Below are 25,699 nucleotides of genomic sequence, written 5' to 3' on the forward strand. Positions count from 1 at the left end.
GCATCGTTCTCCAGTTCATGACCGCAACGATCGACAGCACCACCAGCCAAACCGTTGCTGACGTGTTGAGAGGCGTCATCTTCGGCGGCAACTTCCCTCAGGAGCACGGCTTCTGGCGGCGGCTGATCTCAACGGAACCGTTCCGCCGCCCGGTCGGCGGCGGTCCCGACGAGCGTCTCGCCCTGACGTACGAACGGCTGAGGATCCTCAACAGCGCGCTCGACAGCGCAGCCGGGCCCGCTGCCGACCCACGCGCCCTAGCCGCCCTGCACGAGTGGCTCGGCCCGGTCGATCCGGCGCTGACCACCGTTGCGGGCATCCACTACAACCTCTTCCTCGGCAGCCTCCTCGACCACGACGGCGAGAGCCGCCGTGACCTGTCGGACTTCCTCAGGTTGCGGCGCATCGGCACCTTTCTCTGTACGGAGGTGGCGCACGGCAATGACGCGGCGGCCGTCGAGACCACGGCGACGTACGACCGCGTACGCGACGGGTTCGTGCTGCACACCCCGCACTCCGGGGCACAGAAGTTCATGCCCAACACCAGCCCGGCCGGCGGCCCCAAGTCAGGACTGGTCGCGGCGCGCCTGCTCGTCGACGGCGCCGACCACGGGGTCTTTCTCTTCCTGGTGCCGCTCACCGACGACACGGACGCTCTCCCGGGGGTACGCGTCCGCAGGCTTCCGGCACGCCTGGGCAGCCCCGTCGACCACTGTCTGACCTCCTTCGGCCGGGTCTTCGTGGGGCGTGACGCATTGCTCGGCGGTGAGCACGGACGGATCGGCGACGACGGGGAGTTCAGCAGCGTTCTGCCCAACCGCAGGCGCCGCTTCCTCACCTCGATCGCACGCGTCACGGTCGGCAAGATTTCCATGAGCGCCTGTGCGGTCGGCTCCGCGCGCGCGACGCTCGCCGTCGCGGTGCGCTACGGAGGCCATCGGCACATCTCCGGGCCGCGCGCGACGGAACGGGTGCGGGTGATCGCCCACCGCAGCCATCACGGCCCGCTCGCCGAGGCCATGGCCACGGTGTTCGCGATGAGCCTGCTGCACCGCAGGGCCCTCGACCGCTGGGAGGGGCAGCTCGGGACCGGCACGGAGACGGGACGGGCCGCGGCGGAGCGGCTGGTCGCCGTCGCGAAGGGGTGGATCACCTGGCAGGCCCGTGCCGTTGTCGTCGAATGCCGCGAACGGTGCGGAGCGCAGGCGCTGTTGGAGAACAACGGCATGACCGAGCTGATCACCGGCGTGGAGGCGGTGATCACCGCCGAGGGCGACAACCTGGCCATCCTCGCCAAGGCCGCCGCGGAAATGCTCTTCGCCGCCTCACCGGCCGCGGACGGTGGCACCTCGGGCCGAGCGACCGGAGAGCTCGCGGACCCCCGGTTCCTGGGGTGGCTGCATGCGCAGGTGGAGGTCATCTGGTTCGCCCGCGCCAGGGAGCGGATGAGCAGCGCACCGCACGGTGATCCGCTGGCGCGGTGGAACGCGGCGTCCGGGCCCGCCCTGCGGGGCGTCGAGGCGCACGCCCGCCGACAGGCGGCCGAGGCGTACGCGGAGGCGGTTGCGGAACTGCCCGAAGGTCCTGGCCGCGAGAGGCTGGCCGAGCTGGAGCGGCTGTTCGCCCTTCAGTGGGTGGCCCGCAACAGTGGCGATCTGCTTGCCGCCGGCCATCTGACGACCGATCAGGTCACTGCCCTGCCGGAGGCCGTCGAGCAGCTCATCGCCGCCGTCGCCGGGCATCTGCCCACCCTGATCGAGTCCTTCGCGCTGCCGGGCGAGGTGCTCGCGGACTGGCCCATCGCAGGCGCCGACTATGTCGATGCGTACGACGATCCGGAGGCGTCCTGGCACGCCACCGGGGCGCAGGGGGAGCGGTGAAGGCTTCGGACGAGCGAACCGCCGGGCAGCTGTGCCGGGTACGGGACGTGGTCGGGGCCCTCGGAGTCCGGGTTGTTGTGCTGGCGTACTGGGGCACCGCATCCGTCCTTTCCCGGTGCTGTACGAAGCCGCGGATGATCGTTGGCGAATCGGTTCGCCGCAAGGCGTAACCGGCAGATCGGGAGTCAGTTACATCGGCGTCGGGACCGTGCGTTCCGCCGTCCCGGGCATCGGCAGAACCTGCATGACGTGCGAGACCTGTACGACCTAGCGAAGAGGAAGATCATGAGCGCGATTCACCCCAAGATCACCGACGTTCTCACGAACACCTTCAAGGTGCCCGCCGCCGAGATCCTTCCCGGTTCCACGATGGACAGCCTGGAGATGGACTCACTCGCCGTCGCCGAGTTCGCCGTCATCATCAAGGAGACGCTGGGGGTCGAGGCCGACTCCGACAAGCTCTACAAGGACGCCACCCTCGCCGACATCACGACGTTCATCGATGCTGCGGTGAGCGGCGACCCCGCGATGAGCAACGCCCGATGAACAGGCCTGCCGTCGCCGTCACCGGCCTGGGGATGATCACCCCGGTCGGCAACGACACCGACACCACCTGGGACGGGGTGTGCGCCGGGGTCTCACCGGCCCGCACCGTCCCCGAACTCGAAGGCTGCGCGATCGACTTCGCCTGCACGGTCTCCGGCATCGATCTGGACGAGGCGGTCGGCGGCCGTGCGGCCTTCCGGATGGGGAGGTACGTCAAGTTCGCCGTCCTCGCCGCGCGGGAAGCGGTCGCGGACGCCGGACTGGACCCGGCCGACTGGGACGGCACCCGGGTCGCCGTGGTCGTCGGCACCAGCAGCGGAGGCTCCGCGGGCCTGACCGAACAGGCCGTCGCCCTCGACCGGCGCGGACCGGGGGCCACTTCACCGGCGGGGATCCTCCTCACCATTCCGAACATGCCCGCTGCGGAGATCGCCATCCGGATGGGGGCGACCGGTCCCAGCCTGGCGCCGTGCACCGCTTGTTCGTCCGGGGTCACCGCGCTCTCCGTCGCCCGTGACCTGTTGGTCACCGGGCAGTGCGACCTCGCGATCGCCGGAGCCACCGAGTCGATCGTCTTCCCGGTCGCCATGACCGGATTCGCCCGGTCCGGTGCCGCCGCGACGAGGGACGGCGACCTGGCCCGCCTCTGCCGGCCCTTCGCGGCCGACCGCGCCGGTCTCGTCATGGGCGAGGGCGCCGCCGTCATGGTGCTGGAACGGGCGGACGACGCACGGGCCCGGGCAGCGGTCCCGCGGGCGCTGCTCGCCGGGACGGGCGCCACCACCGACGCCCACCACCCCACCAGTCCGCATCCGTCCGGCGCCGTCGCCCGGGCCGCGGTCGAGGCCGCGCTGCGCGACGCGGACTGGGGGGCCGAGGACGTCGAACACGTCAACGCGCACGGCACGTCGACACCGCTGGGCGACGCCACCGAAGCCGCTCTCATCAGCCGGGCCTACCCGCACCGGCCGCCCGTCACCGCCCCCAAGGGGGTACTGGGCCACTGCATGGGGGCTGCCGGAGCCATCGAGGCGGGGCTGACGATCCTCACGCTGCAGCGCGGTGTCGTACCGCCGATCGCCAACCTGGAAGCCCCGGCGCCCGAGTTCGACATCGACTGCGTCACCGAACAGCCTCGCCACCGGCCCGTCCGGCGCGCCGTGAGCCACTCCTTCGGGTTCGGCGGCCACAACGCCGTGGTCGCCCTCCAGCGCCCGTAGGCATGGGGGAGCGGGCCGGGGCGGGACGGCGGGGGCGCCTGCGGCCCCACCACACCGCCGACCAGCCGCACGGGGCAGCGTGATAGCTTGCCGAAGCCAGTCAAACTCCACGTAGGGGTCAGGGAATCCGGTGCGAATCCGGAGCTGACGCGCAGCGGTGAGGGGGACGGGCGGGGCCACGGCCACTGGGACATCCACGGATGTCCTGGGAAGGCGTCCCGTCCGAAGGAACCCGAGTCCGAAGACCTGCTGGCACCTGCCGCCCGGTACCGGGCGGCAGCACTCCGTACACCGGGCTCCGCGCATGGGCCCTGAGACGCAGAGGGACTCCGTGCCGTCCATAGCCAGCCCTGTCCGCGCCGCCGCCCTGCTCTCGGCGGCACTCCTCCTGCTGACCGCGTGCGGCGGAGGGACCGACAACTCCACAGCCAAGTCAGCCGGTGGCGAAGGCTATCCGGTGACGCTCAGGAACTGCGGCCGCACCGTCACCGTCGCAGCCGCACCGCACCACGCCGTCTCCGTCGACCAGGGATCGACGGAGATCCTGCTCTCCCTCGGCCTCGCCGACCGGCTGGCGGCCACAGCCACCTGGACCGACCCGGTGATGAAGGGGCTGGAGAAGGCCAACGCGAAGGTGCCACGCCTCTCGGAGAACCGGCCGTCGTCGGAGAAGGTCCTCGACCAGGAACCCGACTTCGTCAGCGCCTCGTTCGAATCGACCCTCGCCAAGGGCGGCGTCGCCCCCCGGGAACAGTTCGAGGAGCTCGGTGTCCCCACCTACGTGTCGCCCGCCGACTGCACCGGCAAGGACAACAGCGGCGGCGGCGACGGAGCGCGTACCGAAGCACTGACCATGGACAGCGTCTACGGCGAAGTGCGCGACCTGGCCGCGGTGTTCGGCGTCCAGCAGCGCGGAGACGAGCTCGTCGCCCGGCTGCGGGAGCGGGTCAAGAAGGCCACCCACGGCATCGACGCCTCCGACGCCACCCTCCTCTACTGGTTCTCCGACTCCAAGGCCCCGTACCTGGCGGGCTGCTGCGGCGCACCCGGCGTCATCACCAGGGAGCTCGGAGCGAAGAACGTCTTCGACGACACCCATGAGGAATGGCCGCAGATCAGCTGGGAGACCGTCGCCGACCGCAACCCCGACGTCCTGGTCATCGGCGATCTGACGCGCAAGGCACAGACCGCCGAGAGCGCCGCGAAGAAGATCGAGTTCCTGGAGTCCAATCCCGCGACGAAGAACATGGACGCCGTCAAGCACAAGCGGTACGTGCTCCTCAGCGGCCAGGCCATGAACCCGTCCATCCGGACGGTCGAGGGTCTGGAACAGGTCGCCGCCGGGCTGCGGACGTTCGGGCTCGCCGGGTGACGGACACCGAACGGGTCGCAGCGGTACGCACGGAGCAGGCACCCGGAACCGATCCGCACCACAGGGCCGGTGGCGCGCGGGGGCTGCGCGACGGTGTGCTGTGGGCCGCGGGCGTCGCCCTGCTCGCGCTGTCCGTTGCCGTCGCCGTCACCATCGGCCCCGCCCGGATCTCCGTCGCCGACGTCTGGTCCGCGGTGGCCGCCCATCTCGGGGTGGGCGACTCGCGGCTCACCCCGATCCGGGACGGCATCATCTGGAACCTGCGCATGCCCCGTACTCTGCTCGCCGCCGTGTGCGGCGCCGGGCTCGCGGTGTGCGGCACGGTCATGCAGTCCCTGCTCCGCAACCCGCTCGCCGACCCGTTCGTCCTCGGCGTCTCCTCCGGGGCGTCGACGGGCGCGGTCGTGGTCGTCGTACTCGGGGTGGGCGGGGCAGCGGTGTCGATCTCGACCGGGGCATTCATCGGGGCGCTCTGCTCGTTCGCCCTGGTGCTGCTGCTCAGCCACACCCTCGGCGGTACGACGGACCGGGTCGTCCTCTCCGGCGTCGCGGCCATGCAGCTGTTCTCCGCACTGACCTCCTTCGTGGTGATGACCTCGGCCGACGCCGAGCAGACCCGAGGTGTGCTGTTCTGGTTGCTCGGCTCGCTCAGCGGGGTCGGCTGGACCGATGTGTGGGTCTGCTTCACCGTGCTCGTCGTGACCCTGCTGATCTGTCTGGGCCACGCCCGTACGCTCGACGCCTTCGCCTTCGGTCAGGACGCGGCCGCCGCACTGGGAGTCAACGTCGGCCGCACCCGGATCGTGCTGCTCTGCACGACCGCGCTGCTGACCGCCGCGCTCGTCAGCTCGGCGGGCGCCATCGGCTTCGTCGGACTGGTGCTGCCCCATGCCGCCCGGGCGCTCACCGGCTCCGGGCACCGGCGGCTGCTACCGGTCACCGCGCTGGCCGGGGCGGTGTTCCTGGTCTGGGTCGACACGCTCGCCCGGACCGTCCTCGATCCGCAGGAGGTGCCGGTGGGCGTCGTCACCGCCCTCATCGGCGTACCCGCGTTCGTATCGGTCCTGTACCGCACCCGGAGGACCACATGACATCCAACGGCACCGCCGCAGGTCTGCGCGCCCAGCGGGTCTCCCGGGAGGCGGGCGGCCGTCTCGTCCTCGACGGGGTCTGCCTCGTCCCCCCGCCCGGCGCGACCGTCGGACTCCTCGGCCCCAACGGGTCGGGAAAGTCCACGCTGCTGCGGGTGCTCGCGGGGGTCCTCGCGCCGGCGGCGGGCGTGGTGACGCTCGACGGCGAACCGCTCGCCGCGATCGGCCGGCGCACCGTCGCGCAGCGGGTCGCCGTGGTCGACCAGCACGCCGACACCCAGGTCGAGCTGCGCGTCCGCGACGTCGTCGGGCTCGGCCGCATTCCGCACCGCCGCGCCTGGTCGGCGCCCAGCCGCGCGGACGAGGAAGCGGTACGCGAGGCGCTGGAACGCACCGGACTCGCCGAACGCAGCGACCAGTCCTGGCACACGCTCTCCGGGGGCGAGCGCCAGCGTGTCCAGATCGCCCGCGCACTGGCGCAGCAACCGCGTGAACTGCTGCTGGACGAGCCGACGAACCATCTCGACATCCAGCACCAGTTGGAGCTGCTGTCCCTGGTCACTTCGCTGCCCGTCACCGGCGTCATCGCCCTGCACGACCTCAATCTGGCCGCGATGTTCTGCGACCGGATCGTCGTCATGAAGGAGGGGCGGGTGGTGGCCGCCGGTACCCCGACGGAGGTGATCACCGAGCAACTCATCGCGGACGTGTACCGGGTACGGGCGGTGGTCACCCAGGACGGCCCGGACGGGCGGCCCTCGGTGCGATTTCTGCCCGGACGCGCGGAGTAGCCGGACATACGGAACTGGAGGCGGACCCCGGCACGGTGCGGGCCCGCCCCTGGCCTGTCCGCTCCCGGGAGCCGCGCCTGCCCGGTCGCGGGGACCGGCCGTGGAACTCACCTGGTGAGGCCGTAGTGACGGTAGAGCTCCTCCTCCTCGGAGACGGAGAGATGCGCATCCGCGTCCACTCTCGGGGCGCCTTTCACGCGGTCCTTGGGATGAGGGATGTGCAGATCGGAGCCGACCCGGCGAGCGCCCTCCAGGGGCACGAAACTCTCCTTCATGCCGAACAGGCCGGTCTTCACCGTGATCCAGTCCGGTCTGCCGGTGGCGTCGTCGAGATACACCCGCCCCACGGTGCCGACCTTCTCGCCCCTGGGGTCGTACACCGTCAGGCCGTCGAGCTCCTTGGACTCCGTGAAACCGTCAGCGGCTCCCATGACCGGTTCCTCCTCGCCCGGGCGCGCGTTCTGTGGTCGGCTCCACCGAGGAAGGCACGTCCGGCTTCCATCGCGCCTCACCCGGATGGGCGATGCAACTTCCCGGCCCGGAACCGTGGCCCGTCGCATCCGGGGCGGCAGCGTGCGATGCCGGTGGTGGGGGAACAGCCCGGCGTTGGACCATTCGAGTGAGGTTGTGACGGGGGAGGCGTACGTGGGACTGCGGACGGGCATCCCGGGCGGCCCGGCCGAACGGCGCGCCGACCGCACCGGTCCGCAGGAACGAGGCCGCCTGGCGGGCGCGCGATGGGGTCGGCTCAGGTTGAAGGATCCTGCGCGGGCACCACTGGCTGTGATCATCGAGACGGCTGTCCATCCGCGATCTGAACGTGGCGCGGCAGTGCCGCCTGAGGTCGCGTCGGCTTTCGTGTAGAGGACCTCGCGGGCCTGCTCCGCGGCGCGGATGATGCTCTCGCCGACGAAGTCGACGAAGCGGGCGATGTTGTCGAGGCGGGTGGCGGCCGGTGTGCCGGGGCCGAGGACGCTGACGCCCTGCCGTGTGGTCTCGACGAGGTGGGCGTGGCCGCGGGCGCCGACGATCACCGACTGGTACCGGACGTCGTCGTCGGCGACGTAGCGCTCACGGCGGCTGTCGGCCGGCCCCGGCGCGATCTGCCGGCGTTCCTGCTGGGTGAGCCTGCCTCCCGGCATCGCAACTCCCTTCGTGCTTCCTTGATGCCTCCGGCATAGCGTTCATTCTCAATCCATTGCAATGAACGGCTGACCCTCATTGCATTAGATCCAAAACCATTGCAACGATTATCTAGCTCTCACCTGCATCGATGCTGATAATTCGCAACGAATATATTGATGGATTCGTGAATGCAACGTAGCGTTTCCGGTGTTAGAAACAACGAGCCGACAGGAGAGCACCATGCAGAAGTTCGACACCCCCGCCCCGATCTCCGCCGTCCTCGACATCCCCGCGGGGCGCGTCCGGTTCATCGCCGCCGACCGGGCCGACACCGCGGTCGAGGTCCTGCCCGCGGACGCCTCGAACGGCCGCGACGTGAAGGCGGCGGAGCAGACCGAGGTCGAATACGGCGACGGCGTCCTGCGGATCGAGGCCTCGGCGAGGAACCGGATCCTCGGCAGCTCCGGATCCATCGAAGTGACCGTCCAGCTGCCCACCGGCTCCCGCATCGAGGCGAAGGCGGCCAGCGCCGAGTTCCGGGGCGTAGGACGGCTCGGCGACGTCGCCTTCGAGGGCGCGCAGGGCTCGGTCAAGCTCGACGAGGCCGCGAGTGCCCGACTCACCCTCCTCGCCGGCGACGTCTCGGTCGGCCGCCTGGGCGGCCCCGCGGAGATCAGCACCCAAAAGGGCGACATCCGGATCGCCGAGGCCGTGCGCGGCACGGTCGAACTGCGCACCGAGGCGGGCGAGATCTCGATCGGCGCCGCCCGCGGAGTCTCCGCCTCCCTGGACGCCGGCACCACCTACGGCCGGATCCACAACGCGCTCAAGAACACCGAAGGTGCCGCCGCCGGCCTGAACATCCACGCGACCACCGCCTACGGCGACATCGCCGCCCGCAGCCTCTGAAGGAGCACCCATCATGACCAACCTGGCCATCGCGGCGAACGGGCTGCGCAAGTCCTACGGCGACAAGGTCGTGCTCGACGGCGTCGACCTGGCCGCCCCCGAGGGAACGATCTTCTCCCTGCTCGGCCCGAACGGCGCCGGCAAGACCACCGCCGTGAAGATCCTCTCCACTCTCATCTCCGCCGACCCGGGCACCGGCGACATCCACATCGGCGGCCACAACCTGGCCACCGACTCCCAGGCGGTGCGTGCCGCGATCGGCGTCACCGGCCAGTTCTCCGCCGTCGACGGGCTGATCACCGGCGAGGAGAACATGCTCCTCATGGCGGACCTGCACCACCTCTCCAAGCGCGAGGGGCGGCGCGCCGCCGCCGAACTGCTGGAGCGCTTCGACCTGGTCGAGGCGGCGAAGAAGCCCGCCTCCACCTACTCCGGCGGCATGAAGCGCCGCCTGGACATCGCCATGACCCTGGTCGGCAACCCGCGGATCATCTTCCTCGACGAGCCGACCACCGGCCTCGACCCGCGCTCCCGCCACAACATGTGGAGCATCATCCGCGAACTCGTCACGGGCGGCGTCACCGTCTTCCTCACCACCCAGTACCTGGACGAGGCCGACGAACTCGCCGACCGCATCGCCGTGCTCAACGACGGGAAGATCGCCGCCGAGGGCACCGCCGAGGAGCTGAAGCGGCTCATCCCCGGCGGACACGTGCGGCTGCGCTTCGCCGACCCGGCCGCGTACCAGTCGGCCGCCTCCGCGCTGGGCGAGGTCACCCGGGACGACGAGGCGCTCGCGCTGCAGATCCCCAGCGACGGCAGCCAGCGCGAGCTGCGCTCCATCCTCGACTGGCTGGACTCCGCCGGCATCGAGGCGGACGAGCTGACCGTGCACACCCCCGACCTCGACGACGTGTTCTTCGCCCTGACCGGCACCGCCCCGCAGCCCGGCCAGTCCAGCCTGCCCAGCCAGCCCAAGGAGGCTGTCCGATGAGCTCCCTCTCCCTCGCCGTACGCGACTCGTCCACGATGCTGCGCCGCAACCTCCTGCACGCACGGCGCTACCCGTCCCTCACCCTGAACCTGCTGCTCACCCCGATCATGTTGCTGTTGCTCTTCGTCTACATCTTCGGCGACACGATGAGCTCGGGCATCGGCGGCGGCGGTCCGGACCGCTCCGCATACCTCGCGTATGTCGTCCCGGGCCTGCTGCTGATGACCATCGGCAGCACCGTGGTCGGAACCGCAGTGTCCGTCTCCAACGACATGACCGAGGGCATCATCGCCCGCTTCCGCACCATGGCGATCCACCGCCCTTCGGTGCTCGTGGGGCACGTCGTCGGCAGCGTGCTGCAGTCGATCATGAGCGTGGTCCTCGTGGGCGCCGTCGCCGTGGCCATCGGCTTCCGGTCCACGGACGCCACGGCCCTGGAGTGGCTGGCGGCGTTCGGGCTGCTCGTGCTCTTCGCCCTGGCGCTCACCTGGATCGCGGTCGGCATGGGCCTGATCAGCCCGAACGCCGAGGCCGCCAGCAACAACGCGATGCCGCTGATCCTGCTGCCGCTCCTCTCCAGCGCCTTCACCCCGGTCGACTCCATGCCCGGCTGGTTCCAGCCGATCGCCGAGTACCAGCCGTTCACGCCCACCATCGAAACCCTGCGCGGGCTGCTGCTCGGCAGCGAGATCGGCCACAACGGGTGGCTCGCCATCGTCTGGTGCTTGGGTCTCGCGGTGCTCGGCTACTTCTGGTCGACCTCGAAGTTCAACCGCGACCCGAAGTAACCGCCGTGACAGCGTGGGCCGCCTCCCGCAACTTGTCCCGCCCCAGGGCGGCGTACTCCGACACCGCGTCGGCGTACGCCGCCCGTCGGCGTTCTCGGCCGTCCGCCGGGCCCGCTCCGCCGACATCATCGGCTGGAACTCCCGTACCTCCCTGAGCCGTTCGGTCGGCGCGAGCAACCGCACTCCGGAAGGGTCGCCGCCGGCAAGGCCCGCCACGGCGAACCCATGCAGGGCGGTGCCGTGCCCTTCCAGGAGGTTCCGGCCGAGCCGGTCGTAACTCGGTCACAGGGGACCGGCCTTCGAGAGGCACCTGCGGAACGTCCTGCGCGCGTCAAGGCCCGACGGACGGTTCGACGATCTGATCCGTACCGAGCTCGCCATCCCCGCTGACCTGCTACCACCCCACCGTGCAACCGCACTTCGTATCCATCGCGCCCGCCGTAGGATCTGCCTCCTTGCCCCGGCCGCCGCCGGTCCGGAGCCGACGACCGTACAGGAGAGGCCCGTTGAACACCCCGCCGATACGCGATCAGGCCACCGCGCACCACATGGACCCGGCCGGAGGGTGCCCGCACGCCGACAACGCGCGGCTGCTCGCCCGGGGCGCCGTGGCGTCCGTCGTGCTCCCCGGCGGGGTGCCGGGGATGGCGGTGCTCGGGCACGACGCACTCAAGGAGTTCCTCGCCCACTCCGATGTCGCCAAGGGCGCAGCCCACTTTGCCGCGCTGGCCGAAGGGCGGATCCCCGACGGCTGGCCACTGCGGACCTTTGCCACCGTGCAGGGCATGACCACCGCAGACGACGAGGACCACCGGCGGCTGCGCTCGCTGGTCAGTACGGCGTTCACCGCACGGCGGGTGGAACACCTCCGGCCGCGCATCGAAGTCCTCACCACCGAACTGCTCGACCGTGTCGACGTCATGGCCGCCGAGGGGGACGGGACGGTGGACCTGCGCGCGGGGTTCGCGCTGCCGCTGCCGCTGGGTGTCATCTGCGAGCTCCTCGGGGTGGACGAGCGGCACCAGGACCGACTGCACCATCTGTCGAACCAGATCGTCTCCACCGACATCGGACCCGCGGAGGCCATGGCCGCCAACCGGGAGCTGGTGGAACTGCTGAGCACCGTTGCCGCCGCCCGGGCCGAGCAGCCCGGCGACGACCTGATCAGCGCGCTGATCGCGGCCCGCGACGAGGGTGGTGACCGGCTCAGCCAGCAGGAACTCATCGGCACCCTGCTGCTGATGATCATCGCCGGTCACGAGACCACGCTGAACCTGATCGCCAACGCCGTGCGCGCCCTGTGCACCAACCGGGACCAGCTCGGCCTGGTCACCTCGGGCCGGGCGGGGTGGCCGGACGTGGTGGAGGAGACACTGCGCTGGGACAGCCCGGTCAGCTACTTCCCCTTCCGCTACCCGACCCGTGACCTGACCCTCGACGGGACCGTCATCCCGAAGGGCACCCCCGTACTCGCCGGATACTCGGCCGCCGGACGCGACACCTCGGCGCACGGCCCGGACGCCGACCGCTTCGACGTCACTCGGCCGGCCAGGACCTCGGCGGCACGTCACCTCTCCCTCGGGCACGGGCCGCACTACTGCCTGGGAGCGCCGCTCGCGCGGATGGAGGCGACGATCGCGCTGGAACAGCTGTTCCGCCGCTTCCCGGCACTTGAGGTAACCGTCCCCGACGCGGAGCTGCCCCGCCACGCCAGCTTCGTCGGCAACGGCGTGCGGACCCTGCGGGTGCGGCTCCGGCCCGACACGGATTCCGTCGCGGGCTGAGGCCCGGCACCGCACGGCACACCACAGTGGCCCGGCAGCCGAACTGCCGGGCCACTGCCACGTCCGCACGCCTTCGTCCGTCCGCACCCATGGAGCCTCGACGCCGCAGGTCCCGCCCCGTGCATGGCCGCGCAGTCAATTCACGGGAAACCCTTGACACTCGGTGAAGGCGCCCGCATCGCGCCTGGTCACCACCCTGACCGCGCGCGGCCTCCTGCTCTGCGACGACAACAGCCGTCGCTACCGCCCCTGACCCGCGCCTACGCCCACGACGGTGTGCGCGCCGATGCCGCCGTCCTCGACCGTCTGATCGCGATGGCTCGCGACGAGATCTGACCCGCTCCGGCAGACAGGTGCGGCACCGCACGGAGGGGTGCCGCACCTGCCGCATATGATCGACAGATCGTTTCCGACCGTCGTCCTGCCGTGCCACCGGGGGGTGCGAGCTGCTGTCGGTTTGCTGCATTGAAGTGAGTTGTAGCGAGCGGGAGTGAGTCCTGTGGGTGGATTTGTGGGGGTGGGAACGGGGGTTCTGGGGTCGAATGGGCGACCTTGGTGGCTGCTGCTCGTTGGGTCGGGTGGTAGGTGTCCGGTCTGGAGGGTGGGGGTGATGTGGTGGGTGGTCTGCGGGAGTTGGCCGTGCCCTTCGTGGTGCCCGGGCCTTGCGGGGTGGCGGTCCGGGACCGCCTCAAACACCTCACGCCCCAGGATGAGAGGGTGCTGCGTGCGGTCGGTGAGCATCAGGGGCGCTGGCTTCCGGTGATCTCAAGGCCCGCTGTGCGGATGGTCTGGGGCACGGTGCGGACACCTGGGCGGCGCGTAAGCGGGAGCTGACCGGGGTGTCGTCGTCGCGGATCGCGGGTGCGATCACCAAGGCCACGCACGATCAGTGGGCGCTCGCACGCCGTTGCCAGGCAGCGCACATCCAGAACCTGGCGGCCGGGATCACGATGCTGCGGCACCGGCTGTCCCTCCCGGTCGGGGAGAAGGGCACCAAGCGTGCGGCGGGTGGTTACCGGTCGAAGGGCGAGTGGTTCCGCAAGTCCCGCCGCCTCGCGGCACTGAAAGCCAGGCATGCTGCTGCTGTGGCCGACTGGCAGGCCGGACGGGTCCGGGTGGTACGGGGCGGGAAACGTCTCCTCAACACCCGCCACCACCTCACCGAGGCCCAGCTCACCGAAGACCAGTGGCGACAACGCTGGGAGGCGGAACGCTGGTTCATCGCTGCCGACGGTGAGTCGGGCAAGCGGTTCGGGAACGAGACGATCCGCGTCACCCCGGACGGCGAAGTGTCCATCAAACTGCCTGCCCCGCTCGCGCACCTGGCCAACACCACGCATGGCCGGTACACCCTCACCTCCACCGTGGCGTTCGCGCACCGGGGCGCGGAGTGGGCCGACCGCATCGAAGCGCACCGGGCCGTCGCCTACCGCATCCACCTCGACACCGGCGGTGGCCGCTGGTATCTCACCGCATCCTGGCAACGCCCCGTGGTGCAGACCGTCCCGTTGGAGACTGCCCGCGCCCGGGGGATGATCGGTGTCGACACCAACGCCGACCACTTCGCCGCCTACCGGCTCGACCGGCACGGCAACCCGGTCGGCGGGCCGCATCGTTTCCCCTACGACCTGTCCGGTTCGGCCGGTCACCGTGACGCACAGATCCGTCACGCGCTGACCCGCCTGATCAACTGGGCCAAGTCTGTCGGTGTCGCCGCGATCGGCATCGAAGACCTCGACTTCGCGCCTGAGAAGACCCGGGAGAAGCACGGCCGCCGCAAGCGGTTTAGGCAGCTCGTCTCCGGTATCCCGACCGGCAAGCTCAAGGCCCGGCTGGTGTCGATGGCCGCCGAACACGGCCTGAGCATTGTCGCGGTCGATCCCGCCTACACCTCCCTGTGGGGTGGCCAGCACTGGCAGAAGCCGCTGGTCACCCCCCACCGCACCATGTCTCGTCACGATGCCGCGGGCATCGCGATCGGACGACGTGCCCTTGGATACCCGGTCCGGGATGGGGTATCCCCTGCTCGAACGCAGTTGAGAGCTTGGGGAAGGACGGCACCGCCCCCACGCGACCGGAGTGATCGTGTGGGGCATCGGACCGTCCAGGCCGGGTCAGGTGACCGGGGGCGTGAGGGAACCCGCCCACCCGCAACGGACCGGCCCCCTGGAGGACCGTCGCCGAGCGGGACGCGAAAGCGGGAACCCAGCGCATCCAACACCGTTCGGGATGCGCCCAGTACGCAACAGTGGTTCCAGGACTCACTCATGCGCACTGGTTAGGAACGGTGCACCATCCGTTCCGTACGCGTCCGCCCACCCGGACAACGGGGCGAGCTGCTGACCCGGCAGGAGGACGGTCTCGCCCTGAACCACCTCGTCTGGAGGCTCGGACCCGGCTGGCGGGTGTGCAGCAGCGCCGTACTCGGCGGCGGCATCGGGGATGCGCGAGTGGACCCTCAACGCCCAGGTGCCCGGCGGCTATCCGCGCCTCGACCCCGACTGGCACCTCGCCGAGATCGCCGCCGCCGAAGCGCTCACCGGTGCCGGTGCCGGACTGATGACCGCGGCCGATGTCACCGCGTACACCGTCGCCGACGAGGAGGGCGTGACCGCCACCGCCACCGCCACCACCGGTCTGGGTGTACGGGGCCTGGCCGCCGACCCGGCCGCGGGACACGCCGGGCCGCTGCCGCCCGGCACGGTGAATATCGTCGTGACCGTCCCCGTGGCCCCCTCCGACGCCGCCCTGGTCAATGGCGTCGCGACCGCCACCGAGGCGAAGGTCCAGGCGCTCCTGGACGCCGGACTCGACTGCTCCGGCACCCCCACGGACGCGGTCTGCATCGCCTCGCCGGAGCCTGGACCTGGCGCGGCCGGTGAACCCTTCGCGGGCCCGCGCTCGACCTGGGGGTCGCGACTCGCCCGAGCCGTGCACACCGCCGTACGGGAGGGCGCACTGCGGCACCCTTGACCTCGCACCACCCACGCGCCGACGAAGGGACCCTTGCTCTCATGACGTCCACCCCTGTCAACGCCATCCCCGAGCGGCCGACCGTGGCCGTCCTCGGCACCGGGATCATGGGATCCGGGATGGCCCGGAGCCTGCTCCGCGCCGGACTCGATGTCCGCGCCTGGAACCGTACGCAGGCCAAGGCTGCCCCCCTCACCGCCGACGGCGCCACGGTCACCGAAACGGCGGAGGAAGCCGTACGCGGCGCCGACGTCATCGTGACGATGCTGAACGACGGACTGTCCGTAGCCGCCGCGCTCACCGCTGCGGCGCCCGGGGTGCAACGCGGCCAGGTCCTGCTGCAGAGCTCCACCGTCGGGATCGACGCAACCGCCGAACTCGCCCAGAGAGCGGCGGACTTGGGGCTCGTCTATCTCGACGCCCCGGTTGCGGGTACCAAGCAGCCCGCGGAACAGGGTGCGTTGACGGTCTTTGTCTCCGGTCCGTCCGCCGTCCGCCCGTTGGTGAACCCTGTGCTGAACGCGATCGGACAGCGCACGGTCTGGGTCGGCGAAACACCCGGCGCCGCCTCGCGGCTGAAGCTCGTGGTCAACACCTGGGTGATCAACATGGTGGGCAGCATCGCCGAGTGCCTGAACCTCGCGGAGGGGCTGGGCGTCGACCCGCAGTCGTTCCTCGACGTGATGAAGGGCGGCCCGCTGGACTCGGCGTATCTCCAGGGCAAGTCCGCCGCGGTCCTCTCCGGCGACCTCACCCCGAGCTTCGCCCTGTCCACCGCGCTCAAGGACACCCGCCTCATCCTCGCAGCCGCCGAACGGACCGGGGTGACGTTGGATCTCGTCGCCGCGTCGGCGGACCGGTTCACGCGCGCGGAGGAGGCGGGACACGGCGGCGAGGACATGATCGCCACCTACTACGCGGGCCGCCCCGCCGAGAAGGACGACGACTGACCGTCCCCGGTCGCGGCGGGCGCCGGGGCCACGCGTTCCGTGGCCCCGCCGAACGCCAGGAACGTGGTGCGCGAGGCGATGAGCCAGACCCCGTCGACCTTGCGGAACGTGTCCTCGTAGTGCCCGACATTGGCGGGCAGGCGGGGCAACGGCAGGCCGTCGCCCCTGCCGTCGACCCGATAGGTCGCGAAGTACGTCGTCGACGAAGCGGACGTCGCCGATTCCACGGTGACCAGGATGTTCGTACACATCCGCCGGGACAGCCGGTCCGCCGGGCGGCCGTCGAAGTACGCACGCAACGCCTCGCGACCCTCGACACGCCGCCCACCGACCGGCCACTCCCAGGTGCCGTCGGGGGTGAACAGCTCGGCGACCGTGCCCGGTTCGCCGAGATCGAGCCGGCGGACGAACTCGATGACGAGACGTCCGCACGCCCGCTCGGCCAGCAGCAGTTCCAACGGATCGAGGGGCGCGGGGGAGTTGATCGGCATACCGAGTTCCTATCAGCCGGGTCCGGGAGACGCCAGGTCATTTCTGCCGACCGCACCTCGCTCCGTCAGACCACGCGCACCTCGTGCCGTACGACCGCGTCGAAGAGATAACCCTGCGTGTTATGGAGCGCCACATCGGGCTGGGTACGGCCCGTTCGGTCCGTCGCCCGTGCCAGCAGGACCGCAGAACCGCGCTCCTTCGGCAGCCAGTCGGCCGACCAGCGGACCCAGCTCCCGCTCCGGGGCTCGTCACGGAGCCGGGCGCGTCGCCACCGGGTGCCGCCGTCGGTGCTGATCTCGACGGTACGCACCGGCACCCCTCCCGACCAGGACCGTCCCGTCAGCACCTGGCGCCGGTGCACGGGAACCGACGCACCGGGCGGCAGCTCGAACGCGCTCTTCAGGGTCTGCCGGGTCAGCGGTGCGCTGCCCTCAGGCGGATACGCCGGGCCGAACAGCCGGTAGAGACCGGTGTTCCACGGTGAGAGCAGGGGCTCCGCACTCACCTCGATGTCGCCGACCCACTTGATGTTCGCGATGCCGACCCAGGACGGCACGATGAGCCGCACGGGGTAACCATGGTCGGGCGGCAGCGGCTCGCCGTTCATCTCGTACGCGAGCAGCACATCGTCCAGCGCCTTCGACACCGGCAGCGGACGCCGCACCCGCCCCAGGTTCGTCCCGTCGCTGATGACCTCGTTGTCGAGCCCGCGCGGCAGCACGTCCACCGCGTCCCTGCCGATCCCCGCCCGCCGCAGCACATCGGCGAGCCGTACCCCGCGCCAGCGAGCCGTACCGATCGCACCCAAGGTCCAGGCGGTGCCGCTGACCTGCTGGTTCTGCTGCGTCGCATAGAAGCTGCGGGCGTTCCCGGCGCACTCGACAAAAGCCGTGCGGGTGACAGACGGCAGGGCGAGCAGCTCCGTGTAGGTGAAGTCCACGGCCGGGCCGGTCAGCCCACTGCCCCATACGGAGAGCCGCCAGTCCGCCGCGTCGATCCTCGGCGTCACGGTGTGATTGCGTACGAAGAAGCGATCGGCGGGAGTGAGCAGCCCGGTGGACCGCAGCGCTGCGAAATTGGTTTCGGCATTGGTGCCGCGCACGGTGAAGAGCTCGGGCGGCAGCGGCTTCACGATGCCGGGAGCCGGCGCGACGGCCGCCTGTGCGGGGGCGGCCGCGGCGGCTCCGGCCGCCGACGCGGCCGCCACGAACTTCAGCAGATCGCGGCGGTCGATCCCGGCGGACCGCGCGACACCGCGCGACCACTGGCCCAGGCGCATCCGGTCGTATACGGCCTCGGACAGCGGAACGGATCTCATCAACACTCCAGGGATGGTGAGTGGACGGACAACAGGTCAGAGGGGTGGACCATCGGCGGAACCGGAGAGCAACTCCCATACCAGAGAGCCGACCTGGGGCGTCTCGATCAGGAAGCCGTCATGTCCGTATGGCGGTTGAAGGACCCGCAGGCGGTCCGCGCCGGGCAGTAGATCGGCCAACTCCGCCTGCTGATGCAGCGGATAGCGCAAAGCGTGGCAGTGGCTCCGTGGGGCGTCAACACGCCTGGACGCGCGGCAATCAGCGCGCAGGGGCCCGCTCCGGCACCCGGCCCGGAGCCGTCCGCCCCTGTTGCGTGTGGCGTCTGACCTGGGCTGTTGTTCCGATACAGGCAGGTGTACGGAGACCGGTCCTGACGGGCGGCAGCAGCTGCCCGGTCCGCGGTCGATTTCATTCGGACGTAATGTCCGAGCGGCCCGACGACATCGGGCCGCTCACTCGTGGCGCCTCACTCCTGGCACCTCACTCGTCGTCTCTCACTCCTCGACGAACATGCCGCTGCGGAGCTTCTGCAGGATCCGGCTCAGCAGCCGCGACACATGCATCTGGGAGATGCCGAGCACCGCGCCGATCTGCGACTGCGTCATCTCCTGACCGAAGCGCATGTCGATGATGCGACGCTCGCGCGCGTCGAGGTGGCCCAGCAGTGGGGCGAGGGTGTGCAGATTCTCGACCGTCTCCATGCCGGGGTCCGGGGAGCCGAGGGCGTCGGTGAGCGTGCGCCCCGGCGGGTGGAGCCGTCCCGCGCCTGCCGGATCGGACGGCATGTCCAGCGATCCCGCGGTGTACCCGTTGGCGGCGACGATGCCTTCGGCGACCTCGTCCTCGCCGATCCCGAGCTGCTCGGCGAGCTCCGGCACGGTGGGGTCGCGGTCGAACTCCGTAGCCAGTGACTCCTTGGCCTTGGCGATGTCGACCCGCAACTCCTGCATCCGGCGCGGCACGTGGACTGCCCAGCTCGTGTCGCGGAAGAACCGCTTGATCTCCCCGACGATGTACGGCACCGCGAAGGAGGTGAACTCCACCTCGCGGGAAAGGTCGAACCGGTCGATGGCCTTGATCAGCCCAATCGTGCCGACCTGGACGATGTCCTCCATGTCGCCGCTGCCGCGGTTCCGGAACCGGCCCGCGGCGAACCGGACGAGCGAGAGGTTCATCTCGATGAGCGTGTTGCGCGCGTACTGATGGGCGGGGGTGCCTTCCTCGAGGAGCTGGAGGCGGTCGAAGAACAGGCGGGACAGGACCCGCGCGTCCTTCGGGGCGACCTTCCCGGCATCCTCGATCCACGGAAGTTCGCCCGCCGAGCCGGTCATGCCCGGGGCGTCCGCACCGGCCGTCCGCGCTCTGTGCGCCGTCATCTCGTCACGCTCCCCTGGTCGTAGGCCATGAGGTGTATGCGCCTGCCCCCGGCAGGGGCACCCATGCGTGAAAGAGCGAGTCGATCCGGCCAATCGGCGTGAATGGCCGGGACTGTTCGTGATCCGGTGTCACATCCGTGCAGGTGAGGGGCGGAAGAACACAGAACCGCCCCACCGGTACGGGGGAGCCCGGTGGGACGGTCTCTATCAGACTGCCACAGGTGTCCGCCCAATGTGGCCCGACCGGTCCGTATCGATGGGCAGTTGAGTCGAAATCGATTCCGGACCGGGCAGCGGGGTGGGTCAGTCGCGCGGGTATCCCACGATGGTGTGGGTGACGGCGGGGGAGTCCTGCGTCGTGTAGTAGTGGCTGCTGAGCCCTGAGAAGCGCGCCGTGTCCCCCGTCTCCAGCAGATGCGGGATGTCGTCCACCACCAGTGTCACCTGGCCGGACATCACCAGCACGTACTCCACGGAGTCCGCGCCGTGCGAGCTGATCTGGCTCTGTGCATGCGGGTGCAGACGGGTCCGGTAGATCTCGATACGGCCCAGCTCATGGCCGGCGAACAGCAGATTGACCGAGGTCTCGTCGTCCGGTTCGTCCAGCGACGAGGCGCGGATGATCTCCGGCCGGAGCAGGGGCTGACGCAGGAGATCCGTGCAACTGGTGTCCAGCACATCGGCGATCCGCACCAGCACATCGACGGTCGGATTGGCTTCGGCACGCTCGATCTGGGACAGCAGTCCCTTGCTGACGCCGGTCGTCGCGGACAGTTCGCGCAGACTCCAACCACGCGCCAGACGACGGCGGTTGAGGTTCCCGGCCAGCGACGCACGCACCTTCCCCGCGCCGGGCTGCCGGGCGCCCGGTGGACGTGGGGCCGCACGCCCATCCCTGCGCCGGCGAGCCGAAGCAGGCGCCGTCGGCTGAAGTCTCCACCCGGTTCCGATGTCATCGGGAACCACCCATCTCGCAACTGTCCACTGGAACTGCCCAACTGGGCGGGGGCGGTATACGAATGCTGGGGAGGCGTCAAAGAGTGGCGCATGAACGTCCAGGTCGTGGACGCCCGGCAGGGTTCAATCACGGGGAAAGCATCAAAAAGGTGTTGAAAGGGAGTCGATCGAGGGCCGGTGGCTGGGCAACGGCCGGCGTACCGGTTCCGGAACCCGCTCGATGTACTCTGCCCCCCTCGCATGGCGGATGTTGATCGGCGCGTCGAGATCCGGGACGACCACCCTGGCGGGTCCACGGCATCCGGACGCCCCCGGTGCCGCCCGTCCGGCCCGCGGGACGGCTCCGACCTGCTCCTATGCCGCTCGATCCGGAATCATTGCGGCCCTGTGAACACTCCGGCACCCCGGGAATATGTGCATGCCGAATGGACTTTTCGTTGCTGTAGCCCACGGTGGCGGTGCCGACAGCCGATGCCACGAACCGGAGCGAGGGAGCTCATGCCCAAGGCGTACGTATTCACCCGCAACGGCGGACCTGAGGTGGAAGCCTTCGTCGAGCAGGAGGCGCCGGCCCCTGGGCCCGGGGAGCTCCTGGTCGCGGTCCGGGCGGCCGGAGTGAACCCCGTCGACTGGAAGCTCCGCGACGGGTACCTCCGGCCCGGCAGCACGGCGCCGGAGTTCCCCGCCGTGTTCGGCAGCGAGGTGGCCGGGACCGTCGAGCGGGTCGGCCCCGGAGTCGAGGGGTTCGAGGTCGGGGACGCCGTCTTCGGCAACCCGCTGAGCGGTGGGTACGCCGAGTACGCACTGCTGCCCGTCGCGGTGACCGCCCACAAGCCCGACAGTCTGCCGTTCACGGAGGCGGCCGTCCTGCCGGTCGCGGCCGCCACCGCGTACGACGGCCTCCGCCAGCTGGACCTCGAGCCGGGCTCGACACTGCTGATCACCGGCGCCGGAGGCGGTGTCGGCGTGGTCGCCGTACAGCTCGCACGCCACTTCGGCCTGCGGGTCGTCGGCACGTCGAGCGAGGCCAAGAAGGACTTCGTCGAATCGCTCGGTGCCGTGCACGTCCCGTCCGGCCCCGGCGTCGCCGAACGCGTGCGGGCAGCAGCACCGGACGGCATCGACGCCGTCTACGACCTCGTCGGCGGCGACGACCTGCGGGCCGTGGCCGAACTGGTCACGGACCGGAAGCGGCTGATCAGCGCCGGGGGCAAACCGCTGGCCGTCGAGCTCGGCGGGGCAGCCGTCGCCCGCGCCCGTACCGCAGCCGTACTCGACGAGGTGGCACGCCTCGTCGTCGACGGAGCCTTCACGACCTACGTGACACAGACCTTCCCGCTCGGCGAGGCGGCCGCAGCGCTGCGTGCGGTGGAGAGCGGACACACCCGTGGCAAGATCGTGATCGAGGTGGCTGCCGCATGAGCGTTCCGCTCCCCACGACCGCGTCCGGGCACCCGCTGGACAACCCGGCCCGCGCCTCGCTGACCGGACCGCACGCCCACTTCGCCGAACGCCGGGGCCGCGTCCTGCGCTACCCCACCGATGTGGCGCCCTGGCTCGCGCTTCCGGACACCCCGGATGCCGACGACTGGGCCGACGCCGCCGCCCTCGCCGGCCCCGGCGCATCGCTCACCCTCACCGCCCTGCGCGAACCGCCGCCCGGCGACTGGGAGATCACCTTTCACGCCGAGGGCGTCCAGCTGGTCGACGCCGGACTGGCAACAGCCCCGGATCCGGAGGCTGTCCGCCTGGGTCCGGCCGATGTGCCGGAGATGCTCGCCCTGGTCGAACGCACCCGCCCCGGACCGTTCCTGCCGCGCACCGTCGAGCTCGGCACCTACCTCGGCATCCGGCGCGAAGGGGCACTCGTCGCGATGGCCGGGGAGCGGCTGCACCCGACCGGCTACAGCGAGATCAGCGGTGTCTGCACCGACGAGCCCGCACGAGGCCAGGGACTCGCGGGCCGGCTCGTCCTCGCCGTCGCGCACGAGATCAGGGAGCGCGGCGACATCCCGTTCCTGCATGCCTCCGCGACCAACACGAACGCGATCAGGCTCTACGAGTCCCTGGGCTTCCGGCTCCGCCGCCGGACGTCGTTCCTCTCCGCCGTCGTGCCGCGGCAGCTGCCGGTGTCCGGACGCACCGGTGGTACGAGTGGCGGGCAGGTGGCAGCCCTGCACTGACGTGTGAGCCGTCTCTCCTCGCTGCCGGGTGGCGGAGGTCCTGCGGCCGGTGCCACGGGACCTTCGGCCCGGGACTTCCGGACCGCACCCCACCGGCAGACCCCGACCGAGGACCTTCGGCCCTGCCTCTGAGGCCGTTGGCCCCGTGTGCCCGCAGTCCGATCCGGGTGGACTGGATACGAAGGCCGGGAACAGGCCGGCACCGGTACGAGGAGGCAGTGGCGTGACGATCGGGGACCATCGTGCGGCGGTGGTGGGAACCGATCCGGGGGAGGCGGCGGTCTCCGCACCCCGGGTTGGCGACGCCATGCTGTTCGGCGGCCTGCTTCTGCTGACCGCCGTGATCGTGCTCCTCGACGTGCGTACCGGCGAGGATCTGCAGGTCGTGCCGCTGCTCGTCGTCGTGCCCGCCCTCGTCTCGGTCTTCGGCACCGTCCGGCAGACGGGGTACACCGCCGCCTGGATCATGGCGGTGGTCGTCACCTCCCGGCTGGTGTCCGGGGGAACGTTCTGGGACGTCGCCGTCGGCGTCGGCTTCACGGTCCTGGCCTGTGTCCTGGGAGTCGGCTCCTGTTTGCTGCGGATCCGCCATGCCACCGAGATCGCCCGGCTGCGCTCCGCGGCCGTCGCACTCCAGCGGCAGATCCTGCGCCCGCTGCCCGTCCTGACCGACCAGGTCGTCGCCCACGGGGTCTATGCGCCGATCGAGGAGGACCGACTGGTCGGCGGCGACATCTACGAGGTCGTCGAATCCCCGTACGGAACCCGGGTGATCATCGGCGATGTGCAGGGCAAGGGGATCGCCGCCATCGGTGCGGGGTTCGCCGCGCTCGGCGCGTTCCGGGAGGCGGCCATCCGCGAGCCCACCCTGACCGGAGTGGTGGACGCTCTGGAGGACGCGGTCGCCCGGCACAACACCTTCTCCGCCCAGACCGGCGAGGTCGAACGCTTCGTCACGGCCCTGGTCCTCGGCTTCGAGGGCGAGGACCGGGTGGAGGCCGTCAACTGCGGTCATCTGCCGCCCCACCTGCTGCACGACGGAGGGGCAGCCGCGGTCCCGCTGCGCCTGACCTCCGTACCGCTGGGCATGGTGGAGTTCAGCAGCGAGGCGCGCGGCGCGGAGCAGTTCGACTTCCCGGCCGGTGCGACGCTTCTGGCATTCACCGACGGAGTGACCGAGGCCCGCGACGCCTCCGGCGCCTTCTACCCGCTGGACACCCGGCTCGGCCGCTGGGCCGGGTACGGACCGAGTGAAGTGCTGGACGCGCTCCATGCGGACCTGGAGGCCTTCTCCGGCGGCGTACGACGCGATGACATCGCGATGCTCGCCCTGCGCAAGGCGCCGACCGGCAACCGGCGCCGACAGTCCGGGGCGATGTCCGGTCAGGGCGCCCGGAGGGCCGCACAGACCTTCAGCGAGTGGTGACGGACAGGCGAGCCCCGATATCCAAGTGTCCCGGCGAGACTCATGTCGCGCCGGGACATTTGTAGGTGTATCGTGCAGCCATGAATCCGGAACGGAAGACCCCGGAGAGGCGGAGCCGCAAGGCCCGTCGCACCAGGGACTCACTGGCGCAGGCCGCCTTCGAGCTCGTACTCGACCGCGGTCTGAGGAACGTGACGGTCGAGGAGATCGCGGAACACGCGGACGTCGACCGGCGCACCTTCAGCCGGTACTTCACGAGCAAGGAAGCCGCAGTCCTGGACCCGCTCCGGGGCGACGGCGACCGGGTCAATGACGCCCTGCGCGCCCGCCCCGCCGACGAGCCCCCGCTCACCGCCTACCGCCGCGCCGTCCTCGACTGGCTCGAAGACCCCGAGGCACAGGCCTGGCACCGGCGCCCCCGGATCTTCGACCTGCTGGTCGTCGCCGAGGAGGAGCCGACCCTCTACGCGGCGTTCCACCACATCCGGGTGGATGCCCAGGAGGACTCGGTCGCCATCGTCGCGGAGCGGCTCGGCGTCGACCCACGGCTGGACATCCGTCCCGCCGTCACAGTCGCCGCAGGCGCAGGGGCACTCCTCGCAGCCCAGGCCGCCTGGGTCCGCGGCGGACAGCCGGACGCCCTGCCCCGACTGGTCGGGCAGGCCTTCGACGCCCTCTGCGGAGAACTGCTCGCGCAGCGTCCCGCCGGGCCGGCGCCGCACAGCACCACGGAAGGAAACACACCATCATGAGCCTCTCTCTCACCCCCGCCGACCAGGAGTTCGCCGGCCGGACCGCCCTCATCACCGGCGGCGCCTCCGGAATCGGACTGGCGCTGGCCCACCGGCTGGCCGTGGGCGGCGCGGCCGTCGTCGTCGCCGACTACGACGAGGAGAACGCCCGCAAGGCCGTCGCCGAGCTCGAAGGCGCCGGCGCGAAGGCAGCCGCCGTCGCCATGGACGTGACCGACCCCTCCTCCGTGGAAGCGGGCGTGCAATTCGCCGTCGACACGTTCGGAGCCCTGCACCTCGCCGTCAACAACGCGGGCATCGGCGGCCCGAGCGCCCCGACCGGCGAGTACGCCGTCGAGGACTGGAACCGGGTCGTCGCCACCAACCTCAGCGGAGTGTTCTACTCCCTGCGGTACGAACTCCCCGCCATCGTCGCCGCGGGCGGCGGCGCCGTCGTCAACATGTCGTCGATCCTCGGTACCAACGGCTTCGCCGGATCCCCCGCCTATGTCGCGGCCAAGCACGGCGTCGTCGGTCTCACCAAGACGGCGGCCCTCGAATACGCCGCACAGAACGTCCGGATCAACGCCGTCGGCCCCGGCTTCATCGACACGCCCCTGCTGCGCAACACCGAAGGCCCGGCCCGCGACCACCTCATCTCGCTGCACCCGGCCGGACGCCTCGGCACCGCGGAGGAGGTCGCCGAACTCGCCGCCTTCCTGCTCTCCGACCGCGCCTCCTTCATCCACGGCAGCTACCACCTGGTGGACGGCGCCTACTCCGCGTCCTGAG

General features: G+C 70.7%; 21 protein-coding genes, 5 pseudogenes and 1 riboswitch. Of the genes and pseudogenes, 19 read left to right on the forward strand and 7 right to left on the reverse strand.

Annotated elements, in window-relative coordinates:
* Positions 1-17 precede the first annotated feature (17 nt).
* From OG972_RS37615 to OG972_RS37640, 6 genes are all read left to right on the forward strand, one after another.
* The gene (locus OG972_RS37615) at positions 18-1,880 is read left to right on the forward strand and encodes an acyl-CoA dehydrogenase (RefSeq protein ID WP_266989200.1); all 1,863 of its coding nucleotides are present in this window, start codon (positions 18-20) and stop codon (positions 1,878-1,880) included.
* A 285-nt stretch (positions 1,881-2,165) separates the two neighbouring features.
* Positions 2,166-2,426: an acyl carrier protein gene (locus OG972_RS37620; RefSeq protein ID WP_266989202.1), complete on the forward strand. Its 261-nt coding sequence runs from the start codon at positions 2,166-2,168 to the stop codon at positions 2,424-2,426.
* On the forward strand, positions 2,423-3,646 hold the full coding sequence (locus OG972_RS37625; RefSeq protein WP_266989204.1) for a beta-ketoacyl synthase: 1,224 nt from the start codon (positions 2,423-2,425) through the stop codon (positions 3,644-3,646). Before OG972_RS37620 ends, OG972_RS37625 begins: the two co-directional genes overlap by 4 nt.
* Before the next feature lie 80 nt (positions 3,647-3,726).
* Positions 3,727-3,915: riboswitch (cobalamin riboswitch) on the forward strand.
* Positions 3,916-3,950: 35 nt separating this feature from the next.
* Entirely contained in the window at positions 3,951-5,018 is a 1,068-nt protein-coding gene (locus tag OG972_RS37630; protein WP_266989206.1) for an ABC transporter substrate-binding protein, read from the forward strand.
* 83 nt (positions 5,019-5,101) lie between these two features.
* Entirely contained in the window at positions 5,102-6,109 is a 1,008-nt protein-coding gene (locus tag OG972_RS37635; protein ID WP_266990967.1) for an iron ABC transporter permease, read from the forward strand.
* A complete protein-coding gene (locus OG972_RS37640) occupies positions 6,106-6,900 on the forward strand; it encodes an ABC transporter ATP-binding protein (RefSeq protein WP_266989208.1) in 795 nt (264 codons plus the stop codon). Before OG972_RS37635 ends, OG972_RS37640 begins: the two co-directional genes overlap by 4 nt.
* Positions 6,901-7,010: 110 nt before the next feature.
* Here the strand turns inward: OG972_RS37640 and OG972_RS37645 are convergent.
* Both OG972_RS37645 and OG972_RS37650 read right to left on the reverse strand, forming a co-directional pair.
* A pseudogene (locus tag OG972_RS37645) lies at positions 7,011-7,331 on the reverse strand (PRC-barrel domain-containing protein); the annotation flags it as partial.
* A 423-nt stretch (positions 7,332-7,754) separates the two neighbouring features.
* Positions 7,755-7,985, reverse strand: a pseudogene (locus OG972_RS37650) (MarR family transcriptional regulator); the annotation flags it as partial.
* A gap of 280 nt (positions 7,986-8,265) precedes the next feature.
* On the opposite strand from OG972_RS37650, the gene OG972_RS37655 reads away from it, so the two are divergent.
* From OG972_RS37655 to OG972_RS37695, 8 genes and pseudogenes are all read left to right on the forward strand, one after another.
* Complete coding sequence (locus tag OG972_RS37655; RefSeq protein ID WP_266989210.1) at positions 8,266-8,934, forward strand: DUF4097 family beta strand repeat-containing protein; 669 nt, start codon at positions 8,266-8,268, stop codon at positions 8,932-8,934.
* 13 nt (positions 8,935-8,947) lie between these two features.
* Positions 8,948-9,928, forward strand: a complete 981-nt coding sequence (locus OG972_RS37660) for an ATP-binding cassette domain-containing protein (protein WP_266989212.1) — start codon at positions 8,948-8,950, stop codon at positions 9,926-9,928.
* Positions 9,925-10,716 (forward strand): ABC transporter permease, encoded by a 792-nt coding sequence (locus OG972_RS37665; protein ID WP_266989214.1) that lies wholly within the window; start codon positions 9,925-9,927, stop codon positions 10,714-10,716. Before OG972_RS37660 ends, OG972_RS37665 begins: the two co-directional genes overlap by 4 nt.
* A 548-nt stretch (positions 10,717-11,264) precedes the next feature.
* Positions 11,265-12,500 (forward strand): cytochrome P450, encoded by a 1,236-nt coding sequence (locus OG972_RS37675; protein WP_266990969.1) that lies wholly within the window; start codon positions 11,265-11,267, stop codon positions 12,498-12,500.
* A 153-nt stretch (positions 12,501-12,653) separates the two neighbouring features.
* Positions 12,654-12,836: a hypothetical protein gene (locus OG972_RS37680; protein ID WP_266989216.1), complete on the forward strand. Its 183-nt coding sequence runs from the start codon at positions 12,654-12,656 to the stop codon at positions 12,834-12,836.
* Positions 12,837-13,115: 279 nt separating this feature from the next.
* Positions 13,116-14,782, forward strand: a pseudogene (locus OG972_RS37685) (IS200/IS605 family accessory protein TnpB-related protein).
* 12 nt (positions 14,783-14,794) lie between these two features.
* Positions 14,795-15,473: pseudogene (locus OG972_RS37690) on the forward strand (adenosylcobinamide amidohydrolase).
* Positions 15,474-15,514: 41 nt separating this feature from the next.
* Positions 15,515-16,423: an NAD(P)-dependent oxidoreductase gene (locus tag OG972_RS37695; protein ID WP_266989218.1), complete on the forward strand. Its 909-nt coding sequence runs from the start codon at positions 15,515-15,517 to the stop codon at positions 16,421-16,423.
* Here the strand turns inward: OG972_RS37695 and OG972_RS37700 are convergent.
* The 5 genes and pseudogenes from OG972_RS37700 to OG972_RS37720 all read right to left on the reverse strand — a co-directional run bounded on the left by OG972_RS37700 (position 16,387) and on the right by OG972_RS37720 (position 20,450).
* Positions 16,387-16,914: a nuclear transport factor 2 family protein gene (locus OG972_RS37700; protein ID WP_266989220.1), complete on the reverse strand. Its 528-nt coding sequence runs from the start codon at positions 16,912-16,914 to the stop codon at positions 16,387-16,389. The genes OG972_RS37695 and OG972_RS37700 overlap by 37 nt on opposite strands.
* 65 nt (positions 16,915-16,979) lie before the next feature.
* The gene (locus OG972_RS37705; RefSeq protein ID WP_266989222.1) at positions 16,980-18,233 is read right to left on the reverse strand and encodes a sulfite oxidase; all 1,254 of its coding nucleotides are present in this window, start codon (positions 18,231-18,233) and stop codon (positions 16,980-16,982) included.
* Between the two features lie 36 nt (positions 18,234-18,269).
* A pseudogene (locus tag OG972_RS37710) lies at positions 18,270-18,437 on the reverse strand (homoserine O-acetyltransferase); the annotation flags it as partial.
* Positions 18,438-18,728: 291 nt separating this feature from the next.
* Complete coding sequence (locus OG972_RS37715) at positions 18,729-19,610, reverse strand: RNA polymerase sigma factor SigF (RefSeq protein WP_266989224.1); 882 nt, start codon at positions 19,608-19,610, stop codon at positions 18,729-18,731.
* A 303-nt stretch (positions 19,611-19,913) separates the two neighbouring features.
* Entirely contained in the window at positions 19,914-20,450 is a 537-nt protein-coding gene (locus OG972_RS37720) for a helix-turn-helix domain-containing protein (protein WP_266989226.1), read from the reverse strand.
* 615 nt (positions 20,451-21,065) lie between these two features.
* Between OG972_RS37720 and OG972_RS37725 the strand changes: the two genes are divergently transcribed.
* From OG972_RS37725 to OG972_RS37745, 5 genes are all read left to right on the forward strand, one after another.
* Complete coding sequence (locus OG972_RS37725) at positions 21,066-21,989, forward strand: NADP-dependent oxidoreductase (protein ID WP_266989228.1); 924 nt, start codon at positions 21,066-21,068, stop codon at positions 21,987-21,989.
* Positions 21,986-22,750 carry a GNAT family N-acetyltransferase gene (locus tag OG972_RS37730; RefSeq protein ID WP_266989230.1) on the forward strand — a complete coding sequence of 255 codons (765 nt, stop codon included), beginning with the start codon at positions 21,986-21,988 and terminating at the stop codon, positions 22,748-22,750. The genes OG972_RS37725 and OG972_RS37730 overlap by 4 nt, the downstream gene beginning before the upstream one ends.
* Before the next feature lie 250 nt (positions 22,751-23,000).
* The gene (locus OG972_RS37735; RefSeq protein WP_266990971.1) at positions 23,001-24,176 is read left to right on the forward strand and encodes a PP2C family protein-serine/threonine phosphatase; all 1,176 of its coding nucleotides are present in this window, start codon (positions 23,001-23,003) and stop codon (positions 24,174-24,176) included.
* Between the two features lie 80 nt (positions 24,177-24,256).
* Positions 24,257-24,928, forward strand: a complete 672-nt coding sequence (locus OG972_RS37740; RefSeq protein ID WP_266989232.1) for a TetR family transcriptional regulator — start codon at positions 24,257-24,259, stop codon at positions 24,926-24,928.
* On the forward strand, positions 24,925-25,698 hold the full coding sequence (locus OG972_RS37745; RefSeq protein ID WP_266989234.1) for an SDR family NAD(P)-dependent oxidoreductase: 774 nt from the start codon (positions 24,925-24,927) through the stop codon (positions 25,696-25,698). The genes OG972_RS37740 and OG972_RS37745 overlap by 4 nt, the downstream gene beginning before the upstream one ends.
* The last annotated feature ends 1 nt before the right edge of the window (position 25,699 follow it).

This window comes from Streptomyces sp. NBC_01669 (genome assembly GCF_026339735.1).
Taxonomy (GTDB): domain Bacteria; phylum Actinomycetota; class Actinomycetes; order Streptomycetales; family Streptomycetaceae; genus Streptomyces; species Streptomyces yanii.